The sequence below is a fragment of the Paenibacillus sp. TCA20 genome, assembly GCF_000732325.1.
Lineage (GTDB): Bacteria > Bacillota > Bacilli > Paenibacillales > Paenibacillaceae > Paenibacillus > Paenibacillus urinalis.
The window spans coordinates 80,704-99,061 of the sequence record NZ_BBIW01000005.1; the positions used below are offsets into that span (position 1 = coordinate 80,704).

At 44.5% G+C, this 18,358-nt stretch carries 16 protein-coding genes and 1 pseudogene; 13 read left to right on the top strand and 4 right to left on the bottom strand.

Features of this window, described 5'->3' with window-relative positions; translation table 11 throughout:
- Window positions 1–80: 80 nt before the first annotated feature.
- The 3 genes and pseudogenes from TCA2_RS11290 (at window position 81) to TCA2_RS11300 (ending at window position 3,017) form a co-directional block, all read left to right on the top strand.
- Window positions 81–1,334: pseudogene (locus tag TCA2_RS11290) on the top strand (MFS transporter).
- 111 nt (window positions 1,335–1,445) lie between these two features.
- Window positions 1,446–2,264 (top strand): MerR family transcriptional regulator, encoded by an 819-nt coding sequence (locus TCA2_RS11295; RefSeq protein WP_047911725.1) that lies wholly within the window; start codon window positions 1,446–1,448, stop codon window positions 2,262–2,264.
- Between the two features lie 69 nt (window positions 2,265–2,333).
- Complete coding sequence (locus TCA2_RS11300; protein WP_047911726.1) at window positions 2,334–3,017, top strand: DUF554 domain-containing protein; 684 nt, start codon at window positions 2,334–2,336, stop codon at window positions 3,015–3,017.
- A 42-nt stretch (window positions 3,018–3,059) separates the two neighbouring features.
- On the opposite strand, the gene TCA2_RS11305 is transcribed toward TCA2_RS11300, so the two are convergent.
- Complete coding sequence (locus tag TCA2_RS11305) at window positions 3,060–4,058, bottom strand: aldo/keto reductase (RefSeq protein WP_047911727.1); 999 nt, start codon at window positions 4,056–4,058, stop codon at window positions 3,060–3,062.
- A 269-nt stretch (window positions 4,059–4,327) separates the two neighbouring features.
- Here TCA2_RS11305 and TCA2_RS11310 point away from each other — a divergent pair, with 269 nt between their 5' ends.
- From TCA2_RS11310 to TCA2_RS11320, 3 genes are all read left to right on the top strand, one after another.
- Window positions 4,328–4,930 (top strand): restriction endonuclease, encoded by a 603-nt coding sequence (locus TCA2_RS11310; protein ID WP_047911728.1) that lies wholly within the window; start codon window positions 4,328–4,330, stop codon window positions 4,928–4,930.
- 3 nt (window positions 4,931–4,933) lie between these two features.
- Window positions 4,934–5,473, top strand: a complete 540-nt coding sequence (locus tag TCA2_RS11315; RefSeq protein WP_052511909.1) for a GNAT family N-acetyltransferase — start codon at window positions 4,934–4,936, stop codon at window positions 5,471–5,473.
- Between the two features lie 160 nt (window positions 5,474–5,633).
- Entirely contained in the window at window positions 5,634–7,511 is a 1,878-nt protein-coding gene (locus tag TCA2_RS11320; RefSeq protein ID WP_238546355.1) for an ABC transporter ATP-binding protein, read from the top strand.
- Between the two features lie 49 nt (window positions 7,512–7,560).
- Here TCA2_RS11320 and TCA2_RS11325 read toward each other — a convergent pair whose 3' ends face one another.
- Window positions 7,561–8,808 carry an MFS transporter gene (locus TCA2_RS11325; RefSeq protein WP_047911729.1) on the bottom strand — a complete coding sequence of 416 codons (1,248 nt, stop codon included), beginning with the start codon at window positions 8,806–8,808 and terminating at the stop codon, window positions 7,561–7,563.
- A gap of 110 nt (window positions 8,809–8,918) precedes the next feature.
- On the opposite strand from TCA2_RS11325, the gene TCA2_RS27175 reads away from it, so the two are divergent.
- The 4 genes from TCA2_RS27175 to TCA2_RS11340 all read left to right on the top strand — a co-directional run bounded on the left by TCA2_RS27175 (window position 8,919) and on the right by TCA2_RS11340 (window position 12,400).
- The gene (locus TCA2_RS27175; protein WP_193746028.1) at window positions 8,919–9,071 is read left to right on the top strand and encodes a hypothetical protein; all 153 of its coding nucleotides are present in this window, start codon (window positions 8,919–8,921) and stop codon (window positions 9,069–9,071) included.
- A 36-nt stretch (window positions 9,072–9,107) separates the two neighbouring features.
- The gene (locus tag TCA2_RS11330; protein WP_047911730.1) at window positions 9,108–9,536 is read left to right on the top strand and encodes a DUF2512 family protein; all 429 of its coding nucleotides are present in this window, start codon (window positions 9,108–9,110) and stop codon (window positions 9,534–9,536) included.
- Window positions 9,537–9,552: 16 nt separating this feature from the next.
- Window positions 9,553–11,247, top strand: a complete 1,695-nt coding sequence (locus TCA2_RS11335) for a ribonuclease J (RefSeq protein WP_047911731.1) — start codon at window positions 9,553–9,555, stop codon at window positions 11,245–11,247.
- A gap of 172 nt (window positions 11,248–11,419) precedes the next feature.
- Entirely contained in the window at window positions 11,420–12,400 is a 981-nt protein-coding gene (locus TCA2_RS11340; RefSeq protein WP_047911732.1) for a Gfo/Idh/MocA family protein, read from the top strand.
- A gap of 62 nt (window positions 12,401–12,462) precedes the next feature.
- Here TCA2_RS11340 and TCA2_RS11345 read toward each other — a convergent pair whose 3' ends face one another.
- Window positions 12,463–13,941 carry a stalk domain-containing protein gene (locus TCA2_RS11345; RefSeq protein WP_047911733.1) on the bottom strand — a complete coding sequence of 493 codons (1,479 nt, stop codon included), beginning with the start codon at window positions 13,939–13,941 and terminating at the stop codon, window positions 12,463–12,465.
- A gap of 151 nt (window positions 13,942–14,092) precedes the next feature.
- Here TCA2_RS11345 and TCA2_RS11350 point away from each other — a divergent pair, with 151 nt between their 5' ends.
- The 3 genes from TCA2_RS11350 to TCA2_RS11360 all read left to right on the top strand — a co-directional run bounded on the left by TCA2_RS11350 (window position 14,093) and on the right by TCA2_RS11360 (window position 17,057).
- A complete protein-coding gene (locus TCA2_RS11350; protein ID WP_047911734.1) occupies window positions 14,093–14,398 on the top strand; it encodes a Dabb family protein in 306 nt (101 codons plus the stop codon).
- Between the two features lie 291 nt (window positions 14,399–14,689).
- Entirely contained in the window at window positions 14,690–15,880 is a 1,191-nt protein-coding gene (locus tag TCA2_RS11355) for an MFS transporter (protein WP_052511913.1), read from the top strand.
- 202 nt (window positions 15,881–16,082) lie between these two features.
- Complete coding sequence (locus TCA2_RS11360; protein WP_047911735.1) at window positions 16,083–17,057, top strand: aldo/keto reductase family protein; 975 nt, start codon at window positions 16,083–16,085, stop codon at window positions 17,055–17,057.
- 25 nt (window positions 17,058–17,082) lie between these two features.
- Here TCA2_RS11360 and TCA2_RS11365 read toward each other — a convergent pair whose 3' ends face one another.
- A complete protein-coding gene (locus TCA2_RS11365) occupies window positions 17,083–18,252 on the bottom strand; it encodes a S8 family peptidase (protein ID WP_052511915.1) in 1,170 nt (389 codons plus the stop codon).
- Window positions 18,253–18,358 lie beyond the last annotated feature (106 nt).

Consider the following 18,358-nt stretch of genomic DNA (forward strand, 5'->3'; position numbering starts at 1 on the left):
ATAATAATTCAAGAAGGGAATTTAAGAGGTTAAGGAAAAATATTGGATAGCTAATAAATGACAAATGAGGTGCAATTCCGATGAAATTAAGGGAGAACAGAGATTTTGTTCGTTTTTGGGTTTCTTCTACAGCTTCAAGTTTTGGTACATATATAACTACGCTTGCTCTTCAGGTATTAGTGGTTGAACATTTGGGAGGGGGTGCGGTAGATTTAGGCTGGGTTTCAGCATCAAGGTGGCTTCCCTACATACTCTTAGGATTAATTGCTGGTGTTCTCGTTGATCGTTTTCACCGGAAGACTATATTGGTCATAACAGATATAGGACGTGGCATTGTTCTAATCTTTATTTGTTTAATGTCTATTTCAGGAATGATCAGTATTGGTTGGCTAATTACCCTCTTAGTTTTGTTTGGTGTATTATCACTATTTAATGATACTGCCTACCAGTCCTTTGTGCCACAATTGGTCCCTCGTCCTTTATTAACACGTGCAAATGCAAGGTTAGAACAAAGTTCAGCCGTCGCGGAGGCAAGTGGTCCAGCAATTGGAGGTGGACTTGTTTCATTCGTGAGTGCACCGTTTGCCCTTCTTTTTGATGCCTTATCGTATTTGTTTTCAGGAGTATAATTGATATCAATTAAACATCCATTCTCAAAAAGAATGAATACGGAGCCTCTTGGTCAGCAAATTAAGGAAGGATTGAGATGGGTTTATCAACATCCATATCTGCGCACACTTGCTCTGAATACCCATCTATGGTTCCTCTTTCATAGTATGACAATGACAATACTAACCTCTTTTTATCTAATTGATCTTAGCCTTAATGCTACACTTCTTGGATATATCCTCAGTGCTTCCGGTGTTGGTGCAGTTGTTGGGACCTCACTATCTCATATCGTTGGTACACGATTTGGTGTTGGACGTGGCATCACTTTTTCTCGAATTCTTTATGCACCAGCAGTTATGTTGACGGCTCTAGCTTCAACAGTTAACCATTCTGAGTCCCAGTTCACTGTCCTCCTGTATGTGATTGTAGGACAGTTCGTTTATGGATTTGCGATGGGGATTGAGGGACCTCTTGAAATGGGATACAGACAATATGTCACACCACCTCACCTTCAAGGTCGTATGAATGCCACACTTCGATCTATTAACCGTAGTGCTGTTGTTATTGGAGCTCCACTAGGAGGAGGACTTGCTGAACATCTAGGTTTCACCACAGCTGTATGGATTCCGCTAGTTGGATTAGCAATATGTGGGCTATGGTTCAGCCTTTCGTCAATACGAAAAGTTCATTTAGAAGATGACAAAATTAATCTAGATCCCCCTTGAGATACTTTATTTACATTGGAATTTCCGCTTAAGCCCATGCCTATTGTTTTCCCTCGATTTTCAAACTATGATATATTGATTTACAGAGAAAATAGGAGGATCGAGTCAGAAATGGACAACCTGTTCCTGATCGGGGAGATTTCAAAGCTCTTTCAGATCGACATTCGTACACTTCGGTACTATGACGAAATAGATTTATTTAGACCGGCGTCCGTGGACACCACTACGGGATATCGCTATTACTCAATAGATCAATTTGAACAGCTGAATACCATCCTCTATCTGAAGGCACTCGGCGTTCCGCTCAAACAAATCAAGCAGTTTCTCGATCATCGCGATATTGATCATATCCTGCAGCTCCTTCAGGAACAGCATCAAAGAACGGTAGATAAAATCAATGAGTTCACACAAATTAAGCAAAAGATAGAAAGTCGAATTCATCAAATCCAGGATGCAGCCAATGTGAATGAGCTGTATAAAATTCGTGAGATAGAGCTGCCCGAAAGAGCGATTGTAGTCCTGAAGCATAAGATACATAAGAGTGATAATTTAGAATTGCCGATTCGTATGCTGGAGAATCAAACCAAGATGAAATCAACGATTTTTCTGGGAAAAGTAGGACTATCCATTGCATTGGAGAGCCTTATTGCAAGACGCTTTGAGGAGTATGATTCGATCTTTGTCGTTGTTGAGGAAGAGGGTAAGCCATTTCATATAGAACAGAAGCTTCTTCCTCAAAGTATGAATATTACGATTCGGTTTGCAGGTACACATGAGGATGCAGCCCCATATTATGAACAGCTGATGGATTACATTGCAGACAATGGCTATCGTATCATGGATGATGGGCTAGAGATTACGTATATCGATTATGGTCTTACGCAGGATACGTCCAAGTTTGTAACCGAAATACAGATCCCTGTAAAATAACATTGACCCTCCAGTAACTGGAGGGTTTATTCTGTGTTTAACAAAAACCCAAATAGGAGAGGAAATCAAGTGATAGGAACGATTGTAAATGTAGCAACGATCCTGGTGGGAAGTGCACTGGGAAGTATATTTAAGAAGGGAGTCGGGGAGCGCTACCAGGACATTTTGATGCAGGCGATGGGGCTGGCTGTTACCGCACTTGGCATTAGCTCCATCGTTAAATATTTGCCTGACAGTCATTATCCTGTACTGTTCATCGTCAGTCTAGCGGTAGGTGGTCTGATTGGAGAGAGGCTGAATCTTGAGAGCAGCTTCAAAAGCGCAGTATCCCGCATCTCGAAAGGGAATCTGGCAGAAGGTTTAACGACAGCGATCATGCTGTTCTGTATCGGTACATTATCCATTGTGGGACCTATTGAAAGTGCACTGAACGGTAATCATACTTACCTGCTGTCCAATGCAATGTTAGATGGGATCACGTCCATGGTGCTGGCATCCACCTTTGGCTTTGGAATTGCCTGGTCAGCTGCTGTGCTGTTCTGCTGGCAGGGATTAATTTATGTGCTCGCAGGTGCGGTAGCTGGTTATATTACGCCCGAGCTGCTCACCGAAATTTCGATCGTAGGCGGCGTGCTTATTCTTAGTTCCGGGCTCAGCATTAAGGGTATCAAGCATTTCAAAACGATGAATATGATCCCAGCGTTGTTCATCCCCGTCATTTTTATCGTCATTAAGAATATGCTCGGGCTGTAATATATTTAGTAGTTTAGAGCTGGACGGATTGCTAGTCGGAACTTACTTGAATCGATAAGCCCTGGGCTCGTCAAACCAGAAGCTGCCGTCTTGAGAAAAGTCGATATAAGGACTAGGGGATATCTCCTCAACTCGTCTTATTTCCTCTTCCGTAAGTTTGATATCGAGTGCCTTAAGATTGCTATGTAGCTGTTGTTCATTTCTAACTCCAATTACGGGAATCACACTTGGCCGATGAAGCAGCCAGGCAAGAGCAAATTGACCGAGTGTAATTCCTTTGGCCTCAGCAATTTCAGCGAGTTTGTCCACTTTAGCCAGCTTATCACGATTCACTGGAGCTTCTGTATCCATCCGTTCACCGCGAGAATTTGATGGAAGGGGTTGTCCGCTGCGATATTTGCCGGATAACCAGCCCCCATCTAATGGAGAGTAAGCTAATGTTGACAATCCATGCCGCTCGGAGACAGGTAAGATCTCCTGTTCAATATAACGATTGAACATGTTGTAGGATGGCTGATTGGTGACAAAGCGCTCCAAATTCATCTTCTCACTGACCCACAGGGATTCAACAATACGCCAAGCTTCAAAATTCGAACATCCAATGTATCGTACTTTGCCTTGAGTAACGAGATCATCCATCGCACGAAGAGTTTCGTCAAGCGGAGTGTATGGATCCGGGCGGTGGATCTGATACAAATCGATGTAATCCGTATTCAGTCGCTTCAAGCTTGCCTCTACCTGCCGCATAATGCGATATCGACTGGCTCCTTCACCATTGACGCCTTCGGCGGTCCGTACTTTAAACTTGGTCGCAACGATGAATTGATCCCGTCTTCCATGAAGCGCCTTGCCAATAATCTCCTCTGTCGTTCCTTTACCATATGTATCTGCCGTATCAATGAAATTAATCCCCGAACCCAGCACCTTGTCAATGATAGACAGAGAGCTGCTCTCATCCATATCCCAGGCACCATATGTCATTGTACCGAGACAGAGTCTGGATACTTGCAAACCACTTCTTCCGAGATAAGTGTATTCCATTTTGCATACCTCCTGTATTCCTGGATTAGGTTTTTCATCTTATACGATATCCGTTAACATGTGATTTTGTCAAAATCAGCCAGTTTCCAACATAACGTGAAGCGTTGTTGCTTCTGTAGTTGTTATACTTTACCTTTCGAAGCAGTCCATTTATAATTTGTTTAGCAGGAGAATGCATGTTCTTATTATTTTCTTGATTTCGGAACACAGGATTCCTTCATACGCAAGCAAGCATACATATCGGGACTCAAAGAATAGGGAGGAATTAAATGTTGGCCGTAATTTATGCCATAGTGGCAGCCATCATGATTGTCATCGCCGCTAGAATTATTATCCGTATATCGAGAAGGCGCAGGCGAAGGGAGCTTAATCCTTACAAGATCACTATTAAAGACATCGATCGTATGGAAGATGGCAAGGATTTCGAAGAATATTTGTTTCGCTTATTTCTCGCCTTGGGATACGAAGATGCTTACAAGACCGTGAGCAGCCGGGATTTTGGAGCGGATCTGGTGTTTACCGATCGGAATGGGAATCGGGCAATTATTCAGGCCAAGCGATATGCAGTTAGTAATCCGGTAGGGCTGTCTGCTGTACAGGAGATATATAGTGCGATGCCATTTTACAGGGCCCAGAAGTCTATCGTTATTACATCTGGCATTTATACGGATGCTTGCTTGAAGCTGGCAGGATATAATGGTGTAAGGCTGCTGGACCGCGAGGATTTAATTGACATTATGAATGATCTTCGCAGCCGGCATGAGGATGCAGCAATGGATTTAATAGAAGCAGAGCCGGAACGACTGCTCGATTCATGGGATGATTACTTGAGAGACAAGCAGTATAAAAAAGAGCGTTTGCTGAGAGGGTGAGGTATGATGGAACAAAGAACGACGGACAGGCTGGTATTACGGTCCTTGGACCGACAGGACGCTGCTGCAATGGAAGCCTTGCTGACTGAAAAGGATATTGCAAGTACGACATTAAACATTCCTTATCCCTATCCTGCAGGAACTGCCGAAGCTTTTATAGTACGGAGGCAAGCCATTCAGTCTAAGGGAGATGGGTATTCCTTTGCCGTTCTTGATGCACTGACAACCGAGTTCATGGGCGTCGTGGGGTTGCAGGTTAACCGTAATCACAATCATGCTGAGCTTGCTTATTGGATTGGCAAACCGTTTTGGGGACAGGGATATGGTACGGAAGCGGCTCAATGTGTACTCCAATTTGCTTTTTACGATCTGCAATTAAATCGGGTTTGGGCAGCAGCGTTAGTTCGTAATCCTGCTTCTTCCACAGTCATGAGAAAGATTGGCATGAAGCTAGAGGGGACATTCCCGCAGCATGTGATGAAGTGGGGACAATATGAGGACTTGGAGTATTACGGCATATTGGCTTCTGAGTACAAGGAATGACTGTACAACCATTTTTCCATCATTTACAATAAGAACAGTCTATACATACGAGGTGAAGAGGATGGCATTCCGTATCGTTCGAAGTAATTAATCATCGGGCTGGGTAAAACGCGTACCAGCCGCCAAGGGGGCAGTCTGCCCTTTGGCCGAGTGTTGATTAATGACTAGAACGGTGCCCGGAATTGACCATTTTTATAAAAAGAGTCAAGGGACACTGCAAGAGGACAAATACGCCTATGGCCGGAGAGCCAGGGTTCATTTGTCACTGCTATGGTGCTTCCTTGGCTTTTTTTACATTTCACTGATGGAGGTTAGACGTGTCTTGTTGAAGAGCTGTGTAAAGCATTTTAGATGGATGATTGTCATATATATTCTGATTGGATTTGCCATTCAATACTTAGAAGCACTGGGGATCCAAATGTTCCAGCAATTACTGGATACCATTATTACTGTGGAGCATATCGAAGAAATGATATGGTTCATCATCCTCTATGGTGCGGTGCTCATCGGATTGACTATTCTGAATTATGTCGATGAATATCCAAATACCTATTTATCAAACAGCATTGTTGAGAAACTAAAGATCTTCGCATTAACCAAAGTGTCCAAAATTGATTATGCATCGTATCAAAGTATTGGAACCGGCGAGATGATCAAGGTGATTGAGAACGGAGCTCAGGCAGGAGGCAAAATGCTGCATTCGTTCTACCTCACCATATTTCATGAGTTGCTTCCAAAGATTGCGTTCAGCCTGTTATTTATCGGATTATATAATATCCATATTATGTTCATTATTTTAGCCGGCTACGTGCTTGTATTCGTAATGACGCACTTGCTGCTTAAGACCCTCTATCGTGTGAAAGCATCGCTGATCGCAGATCAGGAGCAAATGTCGAGATACACCGTTCGCGGATTTATGGAGCTGGTTGTGTTTCGCTTGAATAGGCGTTATCAGAGAGAAATCGATCGAATGACTCGTACATCGGGTCAAATCATCAAGAGAAGTACTCAGATTAGACTTGTGCATGAAGCATTTTTTGCGATTTTTGCTCTGTTTGTTAATGTGATCAAGATCGGAGTTATCTTCTACGGTGCGAACCAAATCATTGCAGGTGACTTGTCTATTGGTGTCATTGTTGCGATGATCATGTTCATTGATCAAGTATATATGCCAATTGCAATCTTCAATGTGCTGTATGTGGATTACAAGCTGGACCGGGTTACTTATTCGCGGTTTGAAGCTTTCCTGAACAAACCAGAGGATCAGAATCTAGATATCGGCATTTCAATTAGTGCCCTGAGAGGAAGAATTGAGTTTGATAAGGTCACTTACGATTATGAGAATCATCGAATCTTAAACGAGGTTAGCTTTACAATTGAGCAGGGCAGCTCGGTTGCCATTGCCGGCATGAGTGGGAGTGGTAAATCAACCATCGTCAAGCTGATGACGGGCCTGCTCAAGAAAAAATCCGGCAGAATATTAATCGATGGGATTAATATTGACGAGCTTCATCTTCATCATCTGTATGATCAGTTGTCCTACATTTCGCAGGAGCCCCCGATTTTTGATACGACGATTCGTCATAATCTGCTGCTGCCGAATCACTGCGATGAAGACTTATATGAATTGCTGGATAAGGTTGGCTTGAAAAATAAAGTGAGAGGACTTCCTCAGCAGCTGGACACTTGGGTGAGGGAAAGAGGGACCAAATTGTCTGGCGGGGAGAAGCAAAGGCTTGCTTTTGCCCGGATTATGGGTCAGCAGCGTCCGCTTGTAATTCTGGACGAACCAGTGTCTGCGCTGGACAATATTCTAGAGAAGCAGATTATGCGTGAGATGCTGCATATGTTCAAGGAGAAGACGATGCTTGTGGTTGCACATCGGCTTAGCTTCATCAAGGATGTTGATAAAATACTATTAGTGAAAGACGGAGCGATTGAAGATGCAGGGAGTTTCGAGGAGCTCATGTGTCGCAGCAACTATTTTCAGGAATTATGGAACAAGGAGCATCAAAACACCTTTCAAAAAGTTCAATAAGATATAGAAACAGGAAAAAGGCTGCCTTCTGGGCAGCCTTTTTGTATTTTTAATGCGTATCTTCATTAACAGCAGGTTTACCGACTTCAACCAGCACTTTGTTTCCAATAAGAGTGAATACCAATACCAGCAGCAATATGCCGGTTCCCATCAGCAGCCATTCTATAGCGACGACATCCGCAACGGGGCCAAATACAAGCATGCCAAGCGGCATCATCGAAGTGGATATCATCGTGAGGACACCAAACACTCTTCCCAGATAGTCGGGCTCTACTTTTTCTTGCAGGAGGACAGTGAATGGCGTATTAAAGAAAGGCATTGCGAGTCCAAACAAGCTCATAAAGGTTAAGTAAATGGCGAAGATCGGGACTACGCCAAGTGCGATCGTACATGCTCCCATCATCAAGCCTGCCATCGCCATGGTATGGATTTTGTTTTTGAACCCGCCCCAGGTTGCGAGCAATATTCCTCCGATCATCATGCCAATCGCAAATGTAATTTCAATAGCGGTTAATCTCCATACATCACTTCCAAAGGTTCTTGTAACCTGCAAAGGTGTGAGAAAAGCAGCAGGTGCAGCAAGAACGTTAAATAATGCGACATAAACGAAAAATTTCTTCAGGAAGGTGTGATCGCCAATATATTTAATACCTTTTTTCAAATCTTCCAAATAGCTGGTAGTTTGATCCTGCATCGCCTTGGTATGCGCAGAAACACGAAGGAAGAACAAGAGAGTAAGAATCGCAATTAGTGCCGTAACGACGTCGATAAAGAAAATGACTTCAATGCTGGCCTTCGTAAGCAATGCTGCGCTTGCCATAGGAGATATGATCATGATGAAGGCTTGGATACTTCCGTTAATTCCGTTAACTCTGGTTAATTGATCCTCTGGTACAAACTGTGGAAGAATGGCCCCTACTGCCGGAGTCTGTATCCCTGTGCCGACCGCCCGAATTGCAGACATCACGAAGAGCAGCCAAATGGCCTCGTAACCAAGCAGGAACAACACAGCAAGTACCAGTGTCGATAGGGCAATCATGGAGTCTGCGAGCATAATCAAGAGCTTCCGGTTATACCGGTCTGCCCATACTCCTGCAAAGGGGGATAGGAAGAAGGCAGGAACAAATCCGCAAATAATGGAGATGGTCATCATAATGCCGGATTGGGTCTCCAAAGTGATATACCACATGATGGCATACTGAACCAGCGAGGAGCCGAATAGCGAAATGGTCTGGCTGGTTAAGAATAGGGCGGTGTTCTTTTTCCAGGCGTTAGCAACTCCATTGTTACTTACCATGTGTGCAAGCATCCTTTACTATTATATTGGTTTAAGCCCTGAAGATTTAGTTGTTTAACTGTACATTGTTTGCTCAACTTATAGCCTGATGGGAGGGCTCAATAGGAGTAGTGAATTGGACGGATGATCTGCAATCCGAAAATGTCCCATTGGATTATAACACGATGACTGCACCAGGAATAGCAGGTATTTACATTTATAGTGTTTATGCTTCCTGGGACAAGGGAAGTGCCAGCTATATGTTTACAATTAGAGTCGAATAGTACGCTGTTAAACTTCTGAATCATTTTGGATGTAAATTGCAATTTGCGGATAATATAACATCTAGAATCTATTTCATTTCAGAAGGAGCGATTCATATCAAAAAAGAAATGACAAAATTTCTAGCATACAGTGTGCTGGTGACAGGACTGCTGATGTGGCTCTCCGATGCTTCCTTCATCACTTCATGGTTTGCTGCTCTGCTGATTGCTTCTATCGGTTTTTTATTCGGAGATATTGTAGTATTTCGAAAAACGAACAACATCATAGCAACGGTAGCAGATTTTGTTTTTGTATTTGCCGTTCTATGGATATTTAAGGAGCTTATGTTCTGGAACACCACACTCACAGACATTCTGATTATCTCTCTGGTTATGGCTGCGTTCGAATATGTCTTCCACATATGGGTAGATCATGATAATCGTGAACTGAGGAAGAAGCAGACTTACGGAACCAAAGAGTCCTAATCATCTTTTCTCGAACATGAAAGGGAGGTATTTCGTATTGAGGACGGAAGCTAGTCGGTTGTTAATCGCAGCTCTAGGCGGTGTCAACGAAATCGGTAAAAATATGTACTTTATTCAGTATGACCGTGATCTTGTACTTATTGATTGCGGATCGAAATTCCCAGATGAAAGCCTGCCGGGAATTGATCTAATTGTGCCTGACTTCTCCTACCTGTTAGATCATCAAGAGGATATCAAGGCACTTGTGGTCACCCACGGGCATGAGGATCACATTGGCGGCATCCCCTATTTGCTCAAGCAGCTCAATATACCGGTGTATGGAACCGCATTAACCATTGGTTTAATCAAAATAAAGCTGAAGGAACACGGATTGTTAGACGAATCCCAGCTGCATGTCATCGATGAGAATTCGGTCGTTGACGCAGGCTCCATTCGAGCTTCCTTTTTTCCGACGATCCACAGTATTCCGGATTGTCTCGGCATAGTATTCGACACGCCTGAGGGCACGGTAGTCCATACAGGTGATTTTAAATTTGACATGTCGCCTGTAAATGGACCGTATCCGGACCTTCATCGGATGGCAGAGATCGGGAAGAAGGGCGTTAAGGTATTGATATCAGAGAGTACCAATGCTGAGCGTGCCGGCTTTACTCCCTCTGAACGAATTGTCGGCAGCCATATCCTTGATGCCTTCTCCAGTGCCAAACAGCAGGTGTTCATCTCCACCTTCGCTTCGAATGTGAATCGAGTCCAGCAGATTATTGATGCGGCCATTGAAACGAATCGTAAGCTGGCATTGCTTGGACGCAGCATGGTGAATGTGGTCGAAGTAGCCAATGATCTAGGTTATCTGCGAATTCCTGAAGGTCTGCTGATTGATGCAAGAGATTCCGAGAAATATCCTCCAGAGCAGATCGCCGTTCTATGTACGGGGAGTCAAGGAGAGCCTATGGCTGCATTGTCCCGGCTCGCAAGCTCACAGCATCCGCACATTGAAATATTGCCCGGAGATACGGTAATTATTGCTGCCGGAGCGATTCCTGGCAACGAACGTAATCTATCCAACGTCGTTGACAATCTGTATGGCATCGGCGCTAAAGTTATTTACGGCTCAGGCAGTGCTTCGGGTATGCACGTCTCTGGTCATGGTAGTCAGGAGGAGTTAAAGCTGATGCTGACGCTGATGAAGCCGGAATATTTATTTCCCGTCCACGGTGAATTTCGAATGCTGTACAAGCATCGCCTGCTTGCTGAATCGGTAGGTGTACCCAGCGAGAATGTATTTATCGTCAGGAACGGCGAAACCATCCAAATCAAAAATGGATCAGCTTCAATGGGACCTAAGGTACATGCAGGGAACAATCTCGTCGATGGTTTAGGCGTCGGTGATGTCGGGAACATTGTACTCAGAGATCGGAGACATCTGGCCTCTGATGGTATGCTGATCATTGTTACCACGCTAAGCAAAACAGAGCGAAAAATGATGGCTTCTCCAGAAGTTATCTCACGCGGATTCGTATTCGTCAAAGAGAACGAAGCGCTGATGGAGCAAATTCATCAAGTGATCTTGGACTCGATGGACAGTCTGTCCGAATCAGAAGCGAGTCAATGGAACCTGATCAAGCAAATCTTGAAGGATGACGTAGGACGATTTATATATAGCGAAACCAAAAGAAGACCGATGATACTACCCATCATTATCGAAGTGTAGTTCATACGGAAGAGAGGGACACATCGCTGATGTGTTCCTTTTTTTGTCATCCTTTATCGCAATCTTCATGGAAGTCCTTTATAATGGTTCACAGAAGTGATGCCACAGCAAACATATCCAGTGTGATTTGAAAACGGTGACAATTTGTGATTTGAGGAGAGGGGTACATAACATGTCGAAAACGATTAAGTGGGGAATATTAGGAACAGGATGGATCGCATCTCAGTTCACGAAGGACCTTGCCTATGCAAGCAATGGAGAGGCCTATGCCGTCGGTTCAAGAACTGCGGAGAGTGCGGAGAAATTTGCCGCCGAGTATGGAATTAAGAAAGCACATGCCAGTTACGAAGACTTGGTGAATGATCCTGAGGTGGATGCGATCTATGTAGCTACACCGCATCCTTTTCATAAGGAAAATGTTCTCCTGTGTCTAAGAGCAGGAAAAGCGGTATTATGCGAAAAGCCTTTTACAGTGAATGCCGGTGAAGTAGAAGAGCTCGTATCCTTCGCAAGAGAGAATAAGGTCTTCCTTATGGAAGGAATGTGGACGAGATTTCTCCCGGCTATATGTAAGGTAAGAGAGTGGCTGAATGAAGGGAAGATTGGAGAAATTAAGCTGGTTAAGGCGGATTTCGGCTTCCGTGCAAATTACGATCCAGAAGGCAGGCTCTTAAATCCTAAGCTTGGAGGCGGCGCATTATTAGATGCGGGGATCTATCCGGTATCCTTTGCATCCATGATCTTCGGTGCTGAACCCGAGCAGGTGTGGAGTACAGCACATATTGGGGAGACGGGTGTAGATGAAGAGTTCTCACTACTATTCTCCTACGGCAGCGGTAAAACTGCTCAGCTGAACGGAGCCGTGCGTCTCGGCCTCACCAATGAAGCTTTTATTTACGGCACTGATGGACATATCCGCATTCCGTCTTTCCTCAATGCATATACAGCAGAACTCCATGTTAACGGCAATGTAACAACGTTTGAGGATGATCGCGAAAGCATTGGTTACGCATTTGAAGCCGAAGAGCTTGGCAGATGCTTGATTGAAGGACGCACAGAGAGCTCTGTGATTCCGCTGGACGAGTCTGTATCCATTATGAAGCTGCTTGATCAAATTCGTGGCCAGTGGGGACTACGATATCCTTTTGAATAATATTCAGTAACATAAGAAGACCTGCTCCTATATTGTATGGGACAGGTCTTTCTTCATTCTTGCTATTCGTTACTGTTAATTTGGAGCTCAGCCAACTGAGCATTCCAGTTCACTTGATAACCCATTTTCTTAAGTAAAGCTGCCGGAATCATCACTGCATTCGTTTCTAAGTATGGCGTACTGCTCAGTGTTATTACTCTCCCATTGATGCTCACTTCAGGTTGGTTCATCTCAAAAGACGCAGAGGTTAGACCATTTGTGATTGTATAGAGACGTGACTCTGGACCGACATGGGATGATGAAGTTACAACCAGCTTCGCGTCTAATGCCTCAACCACTTGCCTTAGCGGAACGCTGATCAATTGATTATTCATAACAGCGGTATACGGAGAATAGAGCACCTCTCCATTCACCTTGATCGTTATGCCATCACGTACGAGCTGCGGAGTATATACCATGCTGTCTCTTGTACTAGGAATTCCGATTTCGTTCCATTTGTTTGCTCCAAATCCCCATACCTTTCCTTGCGTATCAATAGCCAGCACATGATATTCTCCTGCGGACACCTGCTTGAAGCGTTTAAGAGAAACGATATGGCCGCCTTTACCAGTCGGTCGTTTCCCGTCGATCCAGAGCTCGCCATCGGTAGTTAATAGAGCCGCATAATCACGATGAACATCTACACTCTGCATTTTCAACGCCGGGTATATTTTCCGCGGCTTCATCGATAACCGAATTTTTGAAGTGGACATATCAATGCCCCATTTGAGTGTAGTTCCTGAGGAAGTGATACCATACATTTGATCTGGAGAATAGGCGCTGACCGTGTGAAGTTCAGGTAGATTCTCAAGTTTTTTCGGTTTAGAAAATACCACCTGTTCCTTGTTATCTATCGTCACTGTGAATACCCATACGGTTCCAGCTGAATTGAGAGCATGTGCCATCTGATATGAGCTTGTGCCGATGCTGTTGATATGGACTAATCCTTTTATTTGCAGAGGTATACTTGAATGGCCGGAATGGATGTCATAATGCCATCCCCATACGGTTCCATCTTGTTTCAAAGCGAGCACGATATTGCCAAGTGTAGATATAGACTCTACATCTGTAAGAGATGGTACTTGATGAAGTGCTGTAGAAGAGTTAGAAGTCTGTGACACTGACTCCCATAACCATACCGTGCCATCCTTTTTGAGACCGAGCAGTTTCTGTCCCATCTCTTTGATCATGACAAATTCAGCAGGAATATCCAGTCTCGCAGGGCTCACGATTCTAAATAATGCGGGTGATTCCATCAGCCCGTAATTTCTTCCCCAAGTCCATACGGTACCATCAGCTCGAAGTCCAATCGAATTCCATTGTTCTGCTTCAACTTGTGTAAAGGCGGTGCTGCTAGCATGCAGTAATGAATTCGATGAGCTAGAGGATGGTGATTTAGTTAAAGAATCGGAAGCCCATAGAGTAGACCCTCCTGCATTAGTAAGAAGCATGATCGTCGTAATTATAGCTGTTACACCACGTGCTCCATGGCGCTTATTCATGTGTTTGTCCTCCTGACTGTAAATAAATTACAATCAAAAGACGTTATGAGGACCAAATAAGTTTCAGAACATATCAAATATTCATAGGAAGCGGTTATAATTTCCGTATAATATTAGAAGTATACAATTACAAATTCAAGGAGTGAATAGGATGGAACAACAGCAAATTATACATTCTGTAGTATTTTCACTGAAACACGCTCATGGCTCATCGGAAGAATCCGCATTTCTTCAAGAAGGCAAATCTGCACTCAGCAGTATTCCTACCGTTAACCATTTTCAAGTGTTTCGCGAGATCAGCCCAAAGAATACATATGATTATGGATTTTCTATGGTGTTCAACAGTCGGGAAGATTATGAGGCATACAATGTACATCCGAAGCATGTGGAGTTTGTAACTGAGCGTTGGGAGAAGGAAGTCGTTCAGTTCATGGAGATTGACTACAGCGCAGTGTAAGATGAAGCTGTTCAGCGGTGTAAGCAAGGCTTTTCATTGACGATGTTGTCATCTAACCCTGTATTGACGGATGGAATTTATTTGAATTGGTTGATTAGGCTAGACATTATTCCGGGCCGCAGGTAAAGTATAGGTTGTACACGGAGCAGTACATTCTGTGTACTTTTTATTTGGAGGGATATATATGATGATGTTGTTGTTCTTTTGATACGAGCTTAGATTAGTTCAGATCTAATTTAAAGCTCGTATCGATGAGTAATCGATACGCTAATTTTGGAGGTATCGATTCATATGACGATGAACAAATGGAAACCTATATTTATTGCTTTATATACAGGCCAATTCTTCTCATTACTGAGCAGTGCTGCGGTGCAGTTTAGTATGATCTGGTGGCTGACCGACACGACGGGTTCTCCGCTCATATTAGCCATAGCTGGAATTGCGGGTTTTCTTCCCCAGGCATTGATTGGTCCGCTTGCAGGAACCCTTATTGACCGTTATTCACGCAAACTTATGATGATTGCAGCTGATATGACCGTCGCTTTAGGGAGTCTCTTGCTATTTATCACCATGCTGTATCAAGAGCCTGGTATTGGACTTATTATTGTAGTATTGGTCATTCGGTCCTTAGCCACGGCCTTTCATATGCCTGCCATGCAGGCTACGATTCCACTGCTTGTTCCTGAAGAGCATCTGACCAAGGCTTCCGGCTGGGGTCAAATGGTAGGATCCATTACGAATATTGCTGGACCCGCGCTGGGGATGAGCATTCTTGCTGCCAGCTCCCTGGAATGGGTTCTGCTCATTGACGTCTTTGGAGCCTTGATTGCTTCAACCATTGTATTGTTCATTAAAATACCCAAGCTGTCTAAACAAGTGGAGCACAGTGGAACGAGCCTGTTAGCTGAGATGAAAGAAGGCTACCATGAGATCGTTAGCCATCCCAAGGTATGGAGATTGGCGATCCTGATCATGGTCGTCAGCATTCTATATATTCCCGTTGGTACGTACTTTCCACTGATGGTAAGAAACCATTTTGATCAGGGTGTACTTCAGGCAGGAATGGTTGAAATCGTCTTTGCCATCGGATTGATCGTGGGTGCATCCGTGATAGGGATATTCGGTGACAGATTCAGCAAGGTTCGGCTTATGGCAGGAGGCATGCTCATTATGGGCGTTGCTTTATTTATATCAGGTATTCTGCCGGCATCCGCATTCTATGTATTTGTCGTCATGAGTCTGTTAATCGGGCTCTCTGGTCCGATCTTTTCCGCTCCGTTCTCTGCATTAATTCAAAGCGAGATTGAACCGCACCTGCTCGGCAGAGTGTTTAGCTTTATAGGCAGCATGTCTTTGCTGGCGGCTCCCATTGGACTCGGCATCGCTGGTGTATTTATTGAATTCACGAATGTTGGGATGCTATTCATGGCTGCGGGTGTTCTAATCGTAGTGAATGCACTAATTACGTGGCGTCTGAAGTAAAAATAGCTAGATTAATAATAAACCGCGCATTGTCACGAATCCAGGTGGCTTGCGCGGTTTTGTTATTCCATGCTGTGTAAATATAATGGTCAACATCAAATTTCCCCATTGCCCTTTATTCCGAATTTCCTATATATTGAAGGGGTCATTGGTTTCACTCTATTAGAAAATAAAATCATATGCAGAGAGGAAGCGAGAGTCCATGAAATACAGGAGAGTAGGATCAAGCGGAATCAAGGTTAGTGAGATTGGTCTGGGCAGCTGGTTAACCTATGGTACAGCGGCAGAACAGCAGGCAGCAGATGCTTGTATTGATAAGGCCTTTGAATGCGGAATCAATTTTTTTGATACGGCTAATGCGTACAATCGGGGTGAGGGAGAAAAGGCGTTAGGAGCAGCTCTAAGATCCTATAAACGCTCGGACTATGTGCTGAGCACGAAGGTGTTCTTCCCGATGGGAGAGGGACCTAATGATAAAGGTTTGTCCAGAAAAGCAATCATAGAGCAATGTGAGGCGAGTCTTACGCGTCTGGGAACAGACTATATCGACATCTATTTTTGCCATCGGTATGATGATGAAACACCTACGGAAGAGACTCTGCGTGCACTGGATGATCTAACTGCACAAGGCAAAATCCTATACGCTGCAATTAGCGAGTGGAGTCCTGCTCAGATTACAGAGGCTGCAGTCATCTCGAAACAACTGAATCTCCGTCCCCTCATTGCCAATCAACCGATATATAATATGTTCGAACGTTACATAGAAGAAGAGGTGCTGAGTGTGTCCGAGCAAGCAGGAATGGGTCAGATCGTATTTTCACCGCTTGCCCAGGGTATCCTCACAGGTAAATACAAGCCAGGAGCGAAACCGCCGGCAGGTACACGAGCAGCTAATGAAGCCGTGAATGGAGTGATCCGCAGTTACCTGCGTGACGACGTGCTTGAGGTGGTGTACCAGCTCGATGGACTAGCGAATGAACTTGGGGTGAAGCTGTCTCAGCTCGCACTTGCATGGACACTTCGCCTGCCGGGAATCAGCTCTGCATTGATAGGTGCCAGCAGACCCGAACAAATTGTGGAGAATGCGAAATCCGTAGATATTGAGCTGGATTCTACTACTCTAGCGAGAATTGATCAAATATTAGGACAAGTCAAAGATTTTACACCGATGAGATAGACTTTACTGAGATCGGTCCATTGGTTTAAGAGACAGGCTGCTGTACTGCCCGTAATGCATTTATGCGGACATGCGCCCAGTAAGTGCCTGTACCTGCGATCGGGTCGCAAGTAAATACAATACAGTCTCTTACATTGACGTTCGATCTGCCCTGAGCTGCAAGCAGAGCTGCAAGACCTGATACGAGAGGCGCAGCCATTGAAGTACCGCTTAAATAAGCATAGCTGCTGCCAAGATACGTGGACAAGATTTGGTCACCAGGTGCTGCAACATCGACCCATGCACCGTAATTGGAAAAGGCCGACTTCACATCCGATGCATTCGTTGATGCCACTGCGACGACACCGGGGAGATAGGCCGGATACATGGGTGTTGTTGTGTTATCGTTACCCGCCGCTGCAATAACAACAGCGCCACGATCCCAGGCATACTGCACAGCCGCTTGAAGAAACGAATCGTTAGCGGGTGATCCAAGACTTAAGTTCACGACATGTGCTCCATTGTTCGCGGCATAGACAATGCCATTAGCGACACTGGACAATAAGCCATTCCCGCTGTTATCCAAAGAGCGAATGGGGATGATGGAGGCGAAGGGAGCCATGCCGGCAATGCCGACTCCATTGTTGGTTGCAGCGGCAGCTATTCCGGCGACATGCGTGCCGTGTCCATTCCCATCGCTGGTGTTAGGATCCCAATCCACGTAGTCATAACCCGGAAGTAATTTTCCAGCCAGCTCAGGATGGTCCGGCTGTACACCGGTATCTACGACCGCTATTCTTATGGCAGCAGAGCTCTGGGTGATGTCCCATGCAGCAGGAGCCAGCACTTTTTGTGGAGCATATTGATAGCCAGGATAGAAGGGGTCATTCGGAGTGTATACGGCCTTGTACACATGATTGGGTTCGGCTGATTCAATCAGCTCGTGCTTACGATATATGTTAAGCATTTTACGCATTTTTCGTTTAGAGGTAATTCGATAGAATCCTAGATCCTCATATGAATCGATAACGGTACATTTTGCTTTTTCGTGCAGAGCCTTCATGTCATCCTGTGATGTGCCCTCAACAAACTTGATAATCAGCTCGTTTGGCGCATGAGGGTGGAATTTACTGTCTGCCCGTTTGTCCCAATATCGTAATGTGATGATCGAGAGCACAATCACTGCGGCCACTGATAATCCTAAAGCCAGCCACATAACCATTCCTCCTCTATGAAATCAGTGATAGACTTGGAATATCATATGTGGGACGAGATTGAAGGCTTGGACTTCGCGGTAGTTAATTGTTGTCTTGTATACCTTA